The sequence below is a fragment of the Nocardioides pacificus genome (assembly GCF_054775955.1).
This window is the reverse complement of record NZ_BAAHCI010000011.1, coordinates 248,968-263,250: the sequence shown is the minus strand read 5'-3', so window position 1 is coordinate 263,250 and position 14,283 is coordinate 248,968. Positions and strand designations below refer to the sequence as shown.

The following is a 14,283-nucleotide window of genomic DNA, read 5'->3' as shown; positions in this document are numbered from 1 at the left end:
CGTCACCCTCCCCCTTGACGCCGGCCTGCTCGCTGGCCTGCTCGACGGCGTCCTCACGCCACCACGTGCCCGCGAAGCACCACCCGGCTGGGCGCGTAGAGCACCGACGGGTCGGCCACCGGGTCACGATCGACGACCACGAGGTCGGCCTCAGCGCCCTCCTCGAGGGTCGCGGCGAACCCGAGCCACTCGCGTGCACGCCAGGAGGCGGCCGCGATGACGTCGGCCGCCGGCAGTCCGAGCTCGACCATGGCCATCACCTCACCTGCCAGGTGACCGTGGCGAGCGGGACCGCCACCGTCGCTGCCCACATAGAGCGGCACACCCGCCTCCCAGGCGCTCATCAACACCTCGCGCCGCTGGGCGTAGAGCTCCTCCATCGTCGCGGCGTACGCCGGGAACTTCTCGCGCCCGTCCGCGGCGAAGCCCGGGAACTTCGCCGTCTGCATGACGGTCGGGACCAGCGCCACCCCGGCCGCGGCCATCTGCTCCACCTGGTCGAGACCGAGCCCGGTGCCATGCTCGATGCAGTCGATGCCCGCCTCGAGGAGCCCCGGGAGGACGTCGCGTCCGAAGCAATGCGCGGTGACCCTGGCACCCTCGGCGTGCGCGGCCGCGATCGCGGCGGCGAAGGACTCGGCGGGGAAGGACGGCGCCAGGTCGCCCTCCTCGCGCGAGATCCAGTCCCCGACCAGCTTGATCCAGCCGTCCCCCGCCCGCGCCTGCTCCGCGGCGTAGGTCGGCAGGTCGTCGGGCTCGATCTCGTGGCCGAAGTTGCGGATGTAGCGCCGGGTCCTGGCCAGGTGGCGCCCGGCGCGCACCAGGCGCGGCAGGTCCTCGCGCTCCTGCACCCAGCGGGTATCAGCGGGCGAGCCGCAGTCGCGCAGCAGCAGGGCTCCGGCGTCCCGGTCGGCCAGCGCCTGCCGCTCGACCTCGGCGTCGTCGACGGCTCCCCCGTCGTCCAGGCCGAGGTGATTGTGGGCGTCGACGAGACCGGGCAGCACCCACCCCTGGGCGACGGTCTCGGCGCCGGCCTGCCGCTCGTAGGTGATGCGGCCGTCGACGACGTACAGGTCGCGCACCTCCCCATCGGGCAGGACCGGACCATGGATGTGGAGGGCGGGGGCGCTCATGGGCGCGACGCTACCGCTCAGAGCTGGTCGAGCAACCAGGACGGGCCGAGCACGACGGCGCCGAGCCCCTGGACCCTGGCCTGCAGCATCCGGTCGGCGGTCACCACCGTCACCCGGTCGCCGCTCTCGGCCGCAGCCGCCACCTCCGCGACGATCGTGGCGTCGCCGTCCTTCGGCGCGTGGACGGTGCGGACGTGCGCGTCCCGGCCGGCCCGGACGCCACTTTTGGCCGCGCCCTCGAGCACCAGCACCACGACGTCGTACGACGTGTCGGCGACGAGCAGCCCCTCGTGGAGGCGTCGGGCGGCACCGGCCCGGTCCTTCCACCAGCCGTCGGGGCGGCTGCCCACGACGTTGGCGCCGTCGACGACCAGGACCGTGCTCACTTCAAGACCGTGCTCACTTCAAGACTGTGCTCACTTGAGGAACTTGGAGAAGTCCTTGGGCAGGTCGAGCGCGGCGGCGGCCTTCTCGTAGTCCAGCTCCTCGCCGGCCGGCTGGCCGAACGGGTTCGGCGCCTCGGCGGCCTTGGCCTGGGCCGCCTTCTTGGCCTCGGCGGCCTTGGCGGGGTTGCCGGAGACGCGCTTGCCCTTCGCCTTCTTGGCGGCAGGCTTGGCCTTGGCCTTCTTGCCGCCCCCCATGCCGGGCATGCCGGGCATCCCCGGCATGCCGGGCATCCCGCCGCCGCGAGCCATCTGCATCATCATCTTGCGTGCCTCGAAGAACCGGTCGACGAGCCCGTTGACGTCGGAGACCTGACGGCCCGAGCCCTTGGCGATGCGCGCCCGGCGCGAGCCGTCGATCATCTTCGGGTTGGCCCGCTCGGCCGGCGTCATCGACTGGATGATCGCCTGGATCCGGTCGATCTCGCGCTCGTCGAAGTTCTCGAGCTGCTCGCGGAACTGCCCCATCCCGGGCAGCATCCCCATGATCTTCGACAGCGACCCCAGCTTGCGGACCTGCTGCATCTGCTCGAGGAAGTCGTCGAGGGTGAACTCGCCACCCTGGCCGCTCAGCTTCGAGGCGGCCTTCATCGCCTGCTCCTGGTCGAAGGCCTTCTCGGCCTGCTCGATCAGGGTCATCATGTCGCCCATGTCCAGGATGCGCGACGCCATCCGGTCCGGGTGGAAGAGGTCGAAGTCGGTCATCTTCTCGCCGTTGGACGCGAACATGACCGGCTTGCCGGTGATCGAGGCGATCGAGAGCGCCGCACCACCGCGGGCGTCGCCGTCGAGCTTGGTGAGCACGACGCCGTCGTACCCGACTCCCTGGAGGAAGGCGAGCGCGGTGTTGACCGCGTCCTGGCCGATCATCGCGTCGACGACGTAGAGCACCTCGTCGGGGCTCACCGCGTCGCGGATGTCGGCGGCCTGCTGCATCAGCTCGGCGTCGACGCCGAGGCGACCGGCGGTGTCGACGATGACCACGTCGTGGAGCTTGCGCTTGGCCTCCTCGATCGAGGCGCGGGCCACCGAGACCGGGTCACCGCCGTGCTCGACCCCCTGGGAGTTGCCCGGCTCCGGCGCGAAGACCGGGACCCCGACGCGCTCACCGTTGACCTGGAGCTGGTTGACCGCGTTGGGACGCTGCAGGTCGCAGGCCACGAGCAGCGGGGTCTTGCCCTGCTCCTTGAGCCACAGCGCGAGCTTGGCGGCCAGCGTCGTCTTGCCCGCCCCCTGGAGCCCGGCGAGCATGATGACCGTCGGCCCGCTCTTGGCGTAGCGCAGCCGGCGGGTCTCGCCACCGAGGATCGTCACGAGCTCCTCGTTGACGATCTTGACGATCTGCTGGGCGGGGTTCAGCGCCCCGCTGACCTCCTCGCCACGGGCCCGCTCCTTGACGGCGCCGACGAACTCCTTGACCACGGGCAGGGCCACGTCGGCCTCGAGCAGGGCGATCCGGATCTCACGCGCGGTGGCGTCGATGTCGGCGTCGGAGAGCCGGCCCTTCCCCCGGAGGTTCTTGAAGGTGTCGGCGAGCCGGTCGGACAGAGTTGCGAACAAGGCGGGTATCCCCTGTGGTCAGCGGTGTGGAGCGATCTCGAGCGGTGACACGCCGAGCGGTGACGGTCGGGGACCAAGACTAGCCGCCACCCGCGCCCGCGTCCGACTCGCCCGAGAGGGCCGCGCGTACGGCGTGCGCCGCACTGGCCGCACGGTCGTCGGCCAGCGCCCCCGCGCCGCTCTCCTGGAGGTAGAACACATCCACCGCCTGGGGTCCCAGCGTGTCGACGTGCGCCGAGCGCACAGTGATGTCGAGGCGCGCCAGGGCCGCGCACACCAGGAACACCACGCCAGGGCGGTCCGTCGCCCGGACTTCGAGCACCGTCGCCTCGCGGGAGGCCTCGGGATGCACGACCACCGTGGGCGCCAGCACCCGCCGGTCGGCCGGGCGCAGCCGGGCCCGGGGGTCCACCCGCCCCTCGGCGATCGCCTCGAAGCGCTGGCGCAGCACGGTGGCGTCGAGGTGCTGGTCGGGCACCTCCCAGACCGACACGCCGTACTGGTCCTGGGCCCAGGCTCGGGCGGCGCGCACGTGGGTGCGCTGCAGCGCGAGCATGGCGGCGGCGTCGGCCAGGAGCCCCACCCGGTCGCGGGCGACGACCACCACCCGGGCTCCGTCGGGCAGCGGCTCGACCGTGACCGAGACGGCACCAGGGTCGCGGCGCACCTGGTCCGGGACGGGGACCTCCTCGTCCACGACCCGGGGCACCGAGGCTCCGGCGGCCCGGGCCAGCAGCGCAGCCAGCGTGCGCTGGGCCAGCCGACGCACGAGACCGGCCCGCCACGCTGACCAGGCCTTCGGGGACGCCGCCCGCGCGTCCGCCTCGCTCAGGGCGACGAGAAGGGACAGCACCTCGGGCGAGGTGATCCGCTGGGCGACGTGCTCCACCGTGGCGGGGTCGTCCGGGTCTCGGGTGGTGGCGGTCTCCGCGAGGAGCAGGTGCCAGCGCACCAGCGTCGCGATCACCTCCACGGTGTCCGGGGCGAACCCCATCCGCGTCGCCACGCCGCGGGCGATGGGCTCGCCGGCCACGCTGTGCTCGGTCAGACCGCCCTTGCCGATGTCGTGGAGCAGCGCGGCGACCATCAGGACGTCGGGACGGGCGACATCGCGGATCAGCGCGGAGGCCTCGACGCAGGTCTCCACCACGTGGCGGTCGACGGTGAAGCGGTGGATGACCGACGCGTGCGGCAGCAGCCGGATCCGCTCCCACTCCGGGAGGATCCGCGACAGCGCGCCGGTCTCCTCGAGGGTCCCCCAGACCGCGAGCAGCCCCCGGCCCGACGCGAGCAGCCGCACCAGCAGTCGGCGCGCCTCGGCCGACCAGGGCTCGGGCAGCGCCGGACACTCGCGGACCAGGCGAGCGGCCGTCACCGGGGCGAGCACGACATCACGCTCGGCCGCCTCGGCCGCCGCTCGCAGGAGCAGCAGGGGGTCGTCGGCCGGGGCGACCTTGCCGTCGAGCACGACCTCGCCCCGCGAGAGGGCGACCCCGGCGGCCAGCGGCACCAGCTCGGGGCGTCGTGCCCCGCGGGAGGAGACGGGCCGGTCCAGCACGGCCTCGATGCGGCGCCAGGCGAGCTGGGACAGGTGCGTCACCCGGCGTCCCGCCTCACGGACGTGGCGCTGCACCGCGTGGGCGTCGTCGAGTCCCAGGTCGGAGGCGAGGTCCGCCCAGGCCTCCGGCGCGATCCGGTCGGTGGCCCGGCCGGCATGGCCGTGCACCACGTCGCGCACGTCCAGCAGGGTCTGCCGGCTGCGCTCCAGCTCGGCGTGCGGCACGTCCACGAGCCAGGTGGCCACCAGCGCCTTGAGCACGCACCCGTCACGCAGCCCGCCCTGCGCCTCCTTCAGGTCGGGCACCGAGACGTGGGCGAGCTCCCCCAGCAGCTCATGGCGTGCCTGCACCAGCCGGCGCAGCTCCGGCATCCGGTCGCGTGCGTCGCGGCGCCACTGCGCCAACATGGTGGTGCGCAGTCGCAGCGTGAGGTTGGGGTCGCCCGCGAGGTGGCGCAGATCCAGCAGCCCGAGGGCGACCTTGAGGTCGCCGGCAGCCGTGCTCACCATCTCGCTCACCGAGCGCACCGAGTGGTCGAGTCGGGCCCCGGAGTCCCAGATGGGGTACCACAGCTTCTCCGCCAGCCCCTCGGGCGCGACGTCGTCGTCGTGGACGAGGACGACGTCGAGGTCGGAGTACGGCGCGAGCTCACCGCGTCCGTAGCCTCCCACCGCCACCAGAGCCACCCCGGACTCCGGGCCGTGGCACGTCTCGTAGGCCCCCGCGCACAGCGCGTCCGCCTCCTGGGTCCTGGCTGCTCGTTGCGCCGCGGTCATCGACTGCATCCTTTGCGTGGAGGTGGTGCATGGACGTGGCACGGCCCCGACTGTCACGGAGGACAGCCGGGGCCGATCAAGCGCTCCCCTGCTCGGCGTGCGGCCGGGAGCCGGTGCCACGACTCAGATCGCCGCTTCGTTCCGGTCGCCCGTGCGGACCCGGACCACGGTCTCGATGCCGCTCACCCACACCTTGCCGTCGCCGATCCGGCCCGTCTGGGCGGTCTTGACGATGATGCCCACGATGTCGTCGGCGTCGTTGTCGTCGACGACGATCTCGATGCGGATCTTCGGCACCAGCGCGATGTCGTACTCCGCGCCCCGGTAGACCTCGGTGTGGCCCTTCTGCCGGCCGTAGCCGCTGACCTCGCTGACGGTCATCCCCGTCACTCCGAAGGTCTCGAGGGCCTCGCGGACCTCTTCCCACTTGTGCGGCTTGATGACCGCGGTGACCAGCTTCATGCGTTGGCTCCTTCCGAGACCGGGGTGGTCTTCTTGTCGAGCACCGACGGCGTACGACGCGCGCCGCCGCCGGTGGCGAAGTCGTAGGCGGACTCGCCGTGCTCCGCGAAGTCGATGCCCTCGACCTCGTCCTCCTCGCTGATCCGCCAGCCCATCGCCGCCTTGATGGCCAGGGCGATGAGGAGCGTGGCGATCGCCGACCAGATCATCGCGAAGACCGCGACGGCGACCTGGACCACCAGGAGCTTCACGCCGCCACCGTAGAACAGGCCCATGTCGCCCTGGGCGAGGAAGCCGATGCCCACGGTGCCGACCAGACCGCCGACGAGGTGGACGCCGACCACGTCGAGCGCGTCGTCGTAGCCGAAGCGGTGCTTGAGGCCGACCGCGAGGGCGCACAGCGCACCCGCCACCGCGCCGAGGATGATCGCGCCCACCGGCGAGACAGCACCGCAGGCCGGGGTGATGGCGACCAGGCCGGCGACGACGCCGGAGGCCGCACCGAGCGAGGTGGCCTTGCCGTCACGGATCTTCTCGATGAGCAGCCACCCCATGATCGCTGCGCACGTCGCGACGGTGGTGTTGAGCCACACGAGACTGGTCTCGGCGACCCAGTAGGCCGCGTTGCCCTCGGCGTCGAGGTCGCCGCTGGGCACCCACGAGGCGACGTTGAAGCCGAACCAGCCGAACCACAGCAGACCTGCACCGATCATCGTGAGCGTCAGGTTGTGCGGCTTCATCGGCTCCTTGCCGAAGCCGAGTCGCTTGCCGATGACGATCGCCAGGACGAGACCGGCGATGCCGGCGTTGATGTGGACGACCGTGCCGCCGGCGTAGTCGATCGGCGCCACCTCGGCGCCGCCGTCGCCGGAGAAGATCAGGTCGGCGAGGCCGCCCTCGGCACCCGAGAGGAAGCCGCTGCCCCACACCATGTGGGCCATCGGGAAGTAGGACAGGGTCACCCAGATCGGGAGGAAGACCAACCAGGCGGAGAACTTCACCCGGTCAGCGATCGCGCCGCTGATCAGGGCCGCGGTGATGACCGCGAAGGTCATCTGGAACCCGACGGCGATGTAGCCCGAACCCTCGATCCCGTCGAGGCCGAAGCTCTCGAACGGGTTGTTGAAGAGCATCGCGACGTCCTCGGTGCCGTAGGACATCGACCAGCCCCACAGCACGTAGACGATGCCGACGACGCCGATGGCGGAGAACGACATCATCATCATGTTGAGCACGGACTTCGAGCGGCTCATGCCGCCGTAGAAGAGAGCCAGCGCCGGCGTGGTCATCAGCAGGACCAGAGACGCTGACATCAGCGTCCAGGCGTGCAAGCCGTAGTCCATCGAACCTCCAGGGTTGCATTCTCGGCAGACGGGGAACCGGCTCTCGACTGCGCTGTCCGCCGGGGTCCCGCCCCATTGCGCCCAACTTTCAGGCGATGAGGTTTCGACCCACGCCGTGTGATGTTGCGCGCATGCAACGAGTGCCCCCGGTTTGTTACTTCCCCGTGAACGCGAGCCGGTCCCCTATCCTGCTGGCGTCTCGGAAGGGGGATACGTGACCCGACTCGCTGTGATGGCCCACTACGACCCGCGAGGGGAGCTCGGCCCGCACGTGCGGCGCCAGGTGGAGGCCCTGGTCTCCGCTGTCGACGACGTCTCGGTCGTCACCACCGTCGAGCTGACCGGCGAGGCGCGCGGCTGGCTGCGCGAGCGCTGCCGACTCATCGAGCGCCCCAACTACGGCTACGACTTCTTCAGCTACAAGGTGGGTCTCGAGCAGGCGGGCGATCTCACCCGCTACGACGAGGTCATCGTGTGCAACGACAGCTACGTCGGCCCCCTCACGCCGTACCCGCGGATGTTCGAGGCGATGGCCGAGCGTCCGGTCGACTTCTGGGGGTTCACCGCCTCCGAGCGGGTCCAGCACCATCTGCAGAGCTTCTTCGTGGCCTTCCGGCCGTGGGTCGTGGAGTCGCAGGCCTTCGGGACGTTCTGGGCGGAGATGGCGCCGCTGCCGAACCGCACCGCGGTGATCGTCAACTACGAGATCGGGATGACGGCGCGGCTGGAGGAGGCGGGCTTCCGGTCCGGCTCGTTCTTCGAGCCCACGGAGCACGACCGCGCCGTGGCCCGGCGCCGGGTGCAGTGGTGGGCGGCGCGCCGCACCGGCATCCCCCGCAACCGGATGGTGCTGGAGGAGCTGCGCGAGCACGCCCGCACCGACTGGAACCCCGCGGCGGCGCTCGCGGATCGGGCCCTGGACCGCACCCCGGACGGGGGACGGCTCCCCTACGTCAAGATCGACACGCTGCGCTACGACCCCTACGACCTCGGGGCGGGGCGTCTGTTGGAATACTGCGAGGCGGCCTACCCCGCGCAGTTCGACGGGGTCCGGGGCTACCTGGAGCAGACCGCGCGGTTCTATCCGCCCCGCCCGTCCGAAGTCCTCGAGGAGGCCCCCGCCGTGCTGAAGAAGCTCCGCCCGATCGTGGAGTACAAGCGTGCTGGGTGACCTCCGGGCACGGGTGGGAGGTCGCCGCCGGGCCCATGCCGACGCGGTGCGCGCCACGATCGCCCGCGAGATCATCGAGGCGTCCGACCTGTTCGACCAGGAGTGGGTCGAGGCCCAGCTCGCGACACGCTTCGAGAGCCGGTCGGACGCGATCGACGCCTATCTGCACGCCCGCCCCGCCTGCTCCCCGCACCCCCTCTTCGAGCCGGAGTGGCTCGATCAGCGCGGTCACGACCGTGATCAGGCCTACGACGCGCTGTCCTGGTACGTCGACAGCCGCGAGGTCCGCAACCGTCGCCTGACGCACCCCCTCGTGGACCTCGACGCGATCGTCGAGCAGCTGCCCGACGCCCGCAAGCATCGCTACGGCCCGCTTGCCCTGTGGGCCTCTCTGGCCGGGGACGACACCCTGGTGCCCACGCCTCGCGACGTACCGCCCGTGACCTGGGGTCGCCTGCGCGAGCAGTCGCTCCGCTCGGCGCGCGAGTGGCGCAAGCTCAACCGCGTGGTCGACGCCCCGCGGCTCACGTCCCGGGCACCCCAGGAGGCCGACCTGGCCACCCCCGCCCCCCCCCGCCACGGGCCAGGGTCCGCTGGTCTCGGTGATCCTCCCGACCTGGAACCGCGCGGCCACCCTGCACACGGCCGTGGAGTCGGTCCAGGCCCAGTCGTTCGAGCGGTGGGAGCTCATCGTCGTCGATGACGGCTCCACCGACGACACCATGGCCGTCCTGCGCGGCATCACGGCCTTCGACAGCCGCGTGGTCGCGGTGGCCTCCGAGCACGCGGGAGTCAGCCACGCCCGCAACGTCGGGCTCTCCCACGCCCGCGGCACCTACGTCGCGTTCCTCGACTCCGACAACACCTGGCGTCCCGACTTCCTGCGGGTGATGCTCGGCCGGCTCGAGGCCGAGGGCTGGGGCATGGCCCACGCCGCCCTGCGCCTGCACCGCCGAGACGGCGTCGTCTACCGCGCCTTCCAGGGCACCCGCGCCCATCTGCTGGCCCGCAACCACGTCGACCTCAACGTGCTCGTCGCGCGCCGGGACCTCGTGCTCGAGGTGGGCGGCTTCGACGAGACGCTGCGCCGCGCGGTCGACTACGACCTGGTGCTGAAGCTCGCCGCACGCACCGATCTCCACCTCGTGGACTACGTGGGTGCCGAGTACAGCGACGACACGGGGGCCGAGGACCGGATCAGCGTCCGGGAGCCCTCGACGTGGATCTCGGTCGCGCTGTCGCGCCACCTGCTCGACTGGGAGCAGACCGCGGAGCTGCATCCCGGGCGCACCAGCGTCGTGCTTCCGGTCCGCACCACCATGCGTCTCACGGCCGAGTGGATCCGGGCCCTGGGTCGGCACCCCGGCAGCACCCCGGAGCGCGACCTCGAGCTCGTCGTCGTCGCCAACCGGCTGCGCCGCGCCCATCACGTCATCGTGTCCCAGCTCAGCATGCTCTTCGACGGGGTGAGGGTCGTGCCGCTCGCCGCGGACGTGGGAGCGGCCGCTGCGCTGGACGTCGGGCTGACGGCCTGCACGGGTGAGTACGCCGTGCTGGTGCGTGGCGGCGTCGCCCCCGACCGGGACTCGGTGCTGTCCCTGACCGAGGCACTCGCCGAGAGCGGGGCGACGTTCGCCCAGCCCGTCCTGCTCGACGCGGCCGGCTCGATCCTCTGCGCCGGGGCCGTCTTCGGGCCCGACAACGCCCGGCCGGAGCCGTTCCTGGCCGCCCACCCGCTCAGCGACGCTGTCCGGTTGGGCCGGCGCACGATCCCGGCACCGCTGGGCCCGGTGCTCGCCGTCCGCACCGAGGTCGCCGTACGCCACCACGGCCTGGACCCGCTGTTCGGCGAGGCGCTCCCGGAGCTGGCGCTGGCTCTCACGGCAGGTGCCGCTGCGGGTCGCGCACCGACCGTGCTGGAGCCCACTGCCACCTTCACCGTGCGCAGCGGCGCCTACGCTGCGCCTGCCGACCTCGCCACCAGCCTGGGCATCGTCGATGAGCGGTGGCCGGACTCCCCCGGGGCCTCGAGCCAGATGTGGGAGGCCGCCGGGTTCGAGGTGGTGGGCCACCGCTACGACGCGGTCCCGGCCTCGGGCCAGCCGACGCTCCCCGGCCCCCTGGACCGGGTGATGCTCACGCCACGCACCGTCATCCGGGTGCCCCGCGCCCAGGTCAGGGAGCAGCCACCGCGGCTGCGCTGGGCGATCGACCTCGCCTCACCGGCCGGACCTCCCGGCGAGCGCTGGGGCGACACCCACTTCGCCCGTGCCCTGGCGCAGGCGTTGGAGGCTCGTGGACAGCAGGTGGCGATCGACGCACGAGAGGCCCGTCACCGCCCGACCCGCGACCTCGACGACGTCGTCCTCGTGCTGCGCGGCCTGGACCGTGTGCACCCGCGCCCGGGGGCGCTCAACCTCGAGTGGGTCATCAGCCACCCTGATCTGGTGGACGCCGAGGAGGCCGCCGCGTTCGACCTCGTCTACGCCGCGAGTCTGTCGTGGGCCGCGGAGGTCTCGGCGTCGTGGGGCGTGCCGGTCGCTCCCCTGCTCCAGTGCACCGACCCCGCGCTGTTCCACCCGGGGCGCGGCGAGCAGGAGAGCGGCCCGGCCGTGCTCTTCGTGGGCAACTCGCGCGGTGTCTTCCGCACCAGCCTCCGGGTGGCCCGCGCCGCCGGAGCCGACGTGACGATCTATGGCGGGGGCTGGGCGCAGTTCCTGCCCGATCCCACGTCGATCAAGGCGACCCACGTGGACAACCGCGAGGTCGGCGGTCTCTATGCCTCCGCCGGAGTCGTGCTCAACGACCACTGGGAGGACATGCGCCGCTTCGGGTTCATCTCCAACCGGCTCTTCGACGCCGCGGCGTGCGGCGCCCGGGTGGTCAGCGACGAGATCGCGGGCCTCGAGGTCTTCGGCGGTCTGGTGCAGACCTTCACCGGGGAGGACGACATGGCCCGGCTGCTCGCGGAGCGTGACCAGCGCTTCCCCGACGCCGCTGAGCGGATCCGGATCGCGGCGCAGATCGCGGCCGAGCACTCCTTCGACCACCGCGCGGAGACACTGCTCGAGGACGCCGTCCGGGCGCTCGCCCGTCGTACCGGCTCACGGTAGGGGTGAGGTGCGCGCCCCCACCGCGAGGTGGGGGCGCAACACGTCAGCCCAGGAGCGCGTCGACGAACGCCTCGGCGTCGAACGGCGCGAGGTCGTCGGCGCCCTCACCGAGGCCGACCAGCTTGACGGGCACGCCGAGCTCGCGCTGGACGGCCACGACGATGCCGCCCTTGGCCGAGCCGTCGAGCTTGGTGAGCACGATGCCGGTGACGTTGACGACCTCGCTGAAGACACGCGCCTGGATCATGCCGTTCTGCCCGGTGGTGGCGTCGAGGACGAGCAGCACCTCGGTCACCGGGGCCTGCTTCTCGATGACCCGCTTGACCTTGCCGAGCTCGTCCATCAGGCCGGCCTTGTTCTGCAGGCGACCCGCCGTGTCGATGAGCACGGTGTCGGCGCCCTGCTCGGTGCCGGCCTTGACGGCCTCGAACGCGACGCTCGCGGGGTCGGTGCCCTCAGGTCCGCGCACGACAGGGACGCCGACGCGCTCGCCCCAGGTGGCCAGCTGCTCGACGGCGGCGGCTCGGAAGGTGTCGGCCGCGCCGAGCACCACGCTGCGGTCCTCGGCGACCAGGATGCGCGCGATCTTGCCCACGGTCGTGGTCTTGCCGGCGCCGTTGACGCCGACGACCAGGACGACACCGGGGTGGCCGTCGGTGCCTGTCACCTGGAGACGGCGATCGAGGGTCGGGTCGACCAGCGTCAGCAGCTCCTCGCGGAGCACCTCGCGGGCATCGGACGCGGTCGAGCCCTCCACCCGCAGCCGGGTCCGCAGCGCCTCGACCAGCTGCTGGGTCGGGGCGACGCCGATGTCGGCAGTGAGCAGCGTGTCCTCGATGTCCTCCCAGGTGTCCTCGTCGAGCCGGTCCCGTGAGAGGAGCGCCAGCAACCCGCGGCCCAAGGTGCCCTGGGAGCGCGAGAGACGCTGACGCAGCCGCACCAGCCGTGAGGCCGTCCCCTCGGGACGCTCCAGGACGGGGGCCGCCGCCTCCGGCGGCGCGACCGGCGCCTCCGCCGGCGGCTCGGCGGTCACCGGCGGCGCGGCCTCGCGCTCCTCGACCTCGGCCTGCGGCGGAGTCAGGACGTCGGTGCCGGCGGCAGGGGGCAGCTTCGTGCCGCGCCGCCCGCCTGCGAGCAGGCCGGCGACCGCGAGGACGCCGACGACGGCGACGCCGATGATCAGGTAGAGCCAGTCACCCAGGAAATCCATGGCGCCCATCCAACCAGGGGTCAGAACCGGGAGTCGTCCAGGGTCGGCACGGAGTCGGCTCCCCTGCGCAGGAGGCGCCCCAGCCAGGGAGCGCCGGGGACCTCCTCACCACGGTGGGGGTAGGTCACGTAGACCACCACGACCCCGGCGACGAGCAGGATCACGAGCATCGTCACGACGATGGAGAACACGGTGGATCACTCCCGAGTAGAACGCTTCGCGGCCGTCTGCGGCCACGGGGTCAAGGTTCGCACACCCCGCCGACGACACGCCGATCCCGACGCCCCGGCGCGTCGTACTCGCGTCTGCCGGAGGCGGGCCCGTGACCCCATGGTGACTCACCTCACGCCCGGACCGTGCTGTGCGGGTCCGCGCCGCTAGGCTGCCGAGCCAGGACGAACCCACCCGACGGACGCCGGAGGCAGCAACGTGCCCGAGCTTGAACTCAACCGTCGGCAGCGACGGCTGTGGGACCTGCACGACCTCAGCACCGGCCGCGGGCTCGAGATCGGTCCGCTCCACCACGCCCTGGTCCCCCGGGCGCACGCCGACGTCCGCTACCTCGACGTGTTCGACCGGGCGGGGCTGATCGAGAGCTATGCGTCGGACCCCAACGTCGACCCGGCCCTGATCCCGGAGATCGACTTCGCGCTGTACGACGGGGAGCGGGTCCGCTCGCTCCCGGAGGCGGTGGGCGCCGGCGGGCCCTTCGACTGGGTGGTCGCCTCCCACGTGATCGAGCACGTGCCGGACGTCGTGGGATGGCTCGCGCAGATCGCCGAGGTGACCGTCGACGACGGCCGGCTGCTGCTCATGGTCCCCGACCGGCGCTACTGCTTCGACGTGCACCGCCCGGGGACGACGGTCGGGCAGATGCTGCAGGCCCACGAGCTGGGCGACGTCGTCCCGTCGGTCCGGGCCGTCTACGACTACAAGCGTGGCCACGCGGTCACCCGCGCCGGCGCCGCCTGGAAGGGCCGCCCGCCGGGGTACGAGAACCGGATCTACTCCCTCGAGCAGGTGCTCGAGCAGGTGGCGCGAGCCCGATCCGGGGAGTATGTCGACAGCCATGTGTGGACCTTCACCCCCGGCACGCTCGCCGAGCAGCTGGTGGAGCTGCGCAGGCTGGGGCTGAGCGACTGGACGATCGAGGAGTTGCGCCCCACCCTGCGCAACGAGCTGGAGTTCTCGGTCGTGCTGCAGCGACTCCCCAGAGACCCCTCGGCTCGGCCGGCCCCGTCCCCGGACGAGCCCGGCGCCGATGTGCGGATGCCCGACTGGGTCGAGGAGTCCGCCAAGCTGCGCGCCGACCTGGTCGAGTCCCGGAGCCGGCTGCGCCGCCGTCGTGAGCGGATCACCCAGCTCCAGGCCGAGCTCGCAGCGAGCCGGGCCTCCAACCAAGGGCTGCGCCGCGAGCTGGAGTCGACGCGTCGCTCCTGGCGCTGGCGGATCGGCGGCGCCGCCACGCGTCCGATCGGGATCGTGCGGCGACGCCTGCGGTCTCGCTAGACCC

At 72.3% G+C, this 14,283-nt stretch carries 12 protein-coding genes; 4 read left to right on the top strand and 8 right to left on the bottom strand.

Features of this window, described 5'->3' with window-relative positions; translation table 11 throughout:
• Nucleotides 1-53: 53 nt before the first annotated feature.
• The 6 genes from ACYU7L_RS14840 to ACYU7L_RS14815 form a co-directional block, all read right to left on the bottom strand.
• The gene (locus ACYU7L_RS14840; protein WP_460798017.1) at nucleotides 54-1,133 is read right to left on the bottom strand and encodes an amidohydrolase family protein; all 1,080 of its coding nucleotides are present in this window, start codon (nucleotides 1,131-1,133) and stop codon (nucleotides 54-56) included.
• A 17-nt stretch (nucleotides 1,134-1,150) separates the two neighbouring features.
• Nucleotides 1,151-1,519 carry an NYN domain-containing protein gene (locus tag ACYU7L_RS14835; RefSeq protein WP_460798015.1) on the bottom strand — a complete coding sequence of 123 codons (369 nt, stop codon included), beginning with the start codon at nucleotides 1,517-1,519 and terminating at the stop codon, nucleotides 1,151-1,153.
• 30 nt (nucleotides 1,520-1,549) lie between these two features.
• Nucleotides 1,550-3,136 (bottom strand): signal recognition particle protein, encoded by a 1,587-nt coding sequence (ffh, locus tag ACYU7L_RS14830; protein WP_460798012.1) that lies wholly within the window; start codon nucleotides 3,134-3,136, stop codon nucleotides 1,550-1,552.
• A 79-nt stretch (nucleotides 3,137-3,215) separates the two neighbouring features.
• On the bottom strand, nucleotides 3,216-5,471 hold the full coding sequence (locus ACYU7L_RS14825) for a [protein-PII] uridylyltransferase (RefSeq protein ID WP_460798009.1): 2,256 nt from the start codon (nucleotides 5,469-5,471) through the stop codon (nucleotides 3,216-3,218).
• A 123-nt stretch (nucleotides 5,472-5,594) separates the two neighbouring features.
• On the bottom strand, nucleotides 5,595-5,933 hold the full coding sequence (locus ACYU7L_RS14820) for a P-II family nitrogen regulator (RefSeq protein ID WP_460798007.1): 339 nt from the start codon (nucleotides 5,931-5,933) through the stop codon (nucleotides 5,595-5,597).
• Entirely contained in the window at nucleotides 5,930-7,276 is a 1,347-nt protein-coding gene (locus ACYU7L_RS14815; RefSeq protein ID WP_460798003.1) for an ammonium transporter, read from the bottom strand. The genes ACYU7L_RS14820 and ACYU7L_RS14815 overlap by 4 nt, the downstream gene beginning before the upstream one ends.
• Nucleotides 7,277-7,490: 214 nt before the next feature.
• Between ACYU7L_RS14815 and ACYU7L_RS14810 the strand changes: the two genes are divergently transcribed.
• From ACYU7L_RS14810 to ACYU7L_RS14800, 3 genes are read left to right on the top strand one after another with little or no spacing between them, the layout of a single operon-like run.
• The gene (locus tag ACYU7L_RS14810) at nucleotides 7,491-8,447 is read left to right on the top strand and encodes a rhamnan synthesis F family protein (RefSeq protein WP_460798001.1); all 957 of its coding nucleotides are present in this window, start codon (nucleotides 7,491-7,493) and stop codon (nucleotides 8,445-8,447) included.
• Entirely contained in the window at nucleotides 8,437-9,150 is a 714-nt protein-coding gene (locus ACYU7L_RS14805) for a hypothetical protein (RefSeq protein WP_460797999.1), read from the top strand. Before ACYU7L_RS14810 ends, ACYU7L_RS14805 begins: the two co-directional genes overlap by 11 nt.
• Nucleotides 9,050-11,560: a glycosyltransferase gene (locus ACYU7L_RS14800; protein WP_460797997.1), complete on the top strand. Its 2,511-nt coding sequence runs from the start codon at nucleotides 9,050-9,052 to the stop codon at nucleotides 11,558-11,560. The genes ACYU7L_RS14805 and ACYU7L_RS14800 overlap by 101 nt, the downstream gene beginning before the upstream one ends.
• Before the next feature lie 43 nt (nucleotides 11,561-11,603).
• Here the strand turns inward: ACYU7L_RS14800 and ftsY are convergent, their stop codons facing one another.
• Both ftsY and ACYU7L_RS14790 read right to left on the bottom strand, forming a co-directional pair.
• Nucleotides 11,604-12,770 carry a signal recognition particle-docking protein FtsY gene (ftsY, locus tag ACYU7L_RS14795; protein ID WP_460797995.1) on the bottom strand — a complete coding sequence of 389 codons (1,167 nt, stop codon included), beginning with the start codon at nucleotides 12,768-12,770 and terminating at the stop codon, nucleotides 11,604-11,606.
• Between the two features lie 20 nt (nucleotides 12,771-12,790).
• On the bottom strand, nucleotides 12,791-12,961 hold the full coding sequence (locus ACYU7L_RS14790; RefSeq protein WP_460797993.1) for a hypothetical protein: 171 nt from the start codon (nucleotides 12,959-12,961) through the stop codon (nucleotides 12,791-12,793).
• 238 nt (nucleotides 12,962-13,199) lie between these two features.
• Here ACYU7L_RS14790 and ACYU7L_RS14785 point away from each other — a divergent pair, with 238 nt between their 5' ends.
• Nucleotides 13,200-14,279, top strand: a complete 1,080-nt coding sequence (locus tag ACYU7L_RS14785; RefSeq protein WP_460797991.1) for a class I SAM-dependent methyltransferase — start codon at nucleotides 13,200-13,202, stop codon at nucleotides 14,277-14,279.
• The last annotated feature ends 4 nt before the right edge of the window (nucleotides 14,280-14,283 follow it).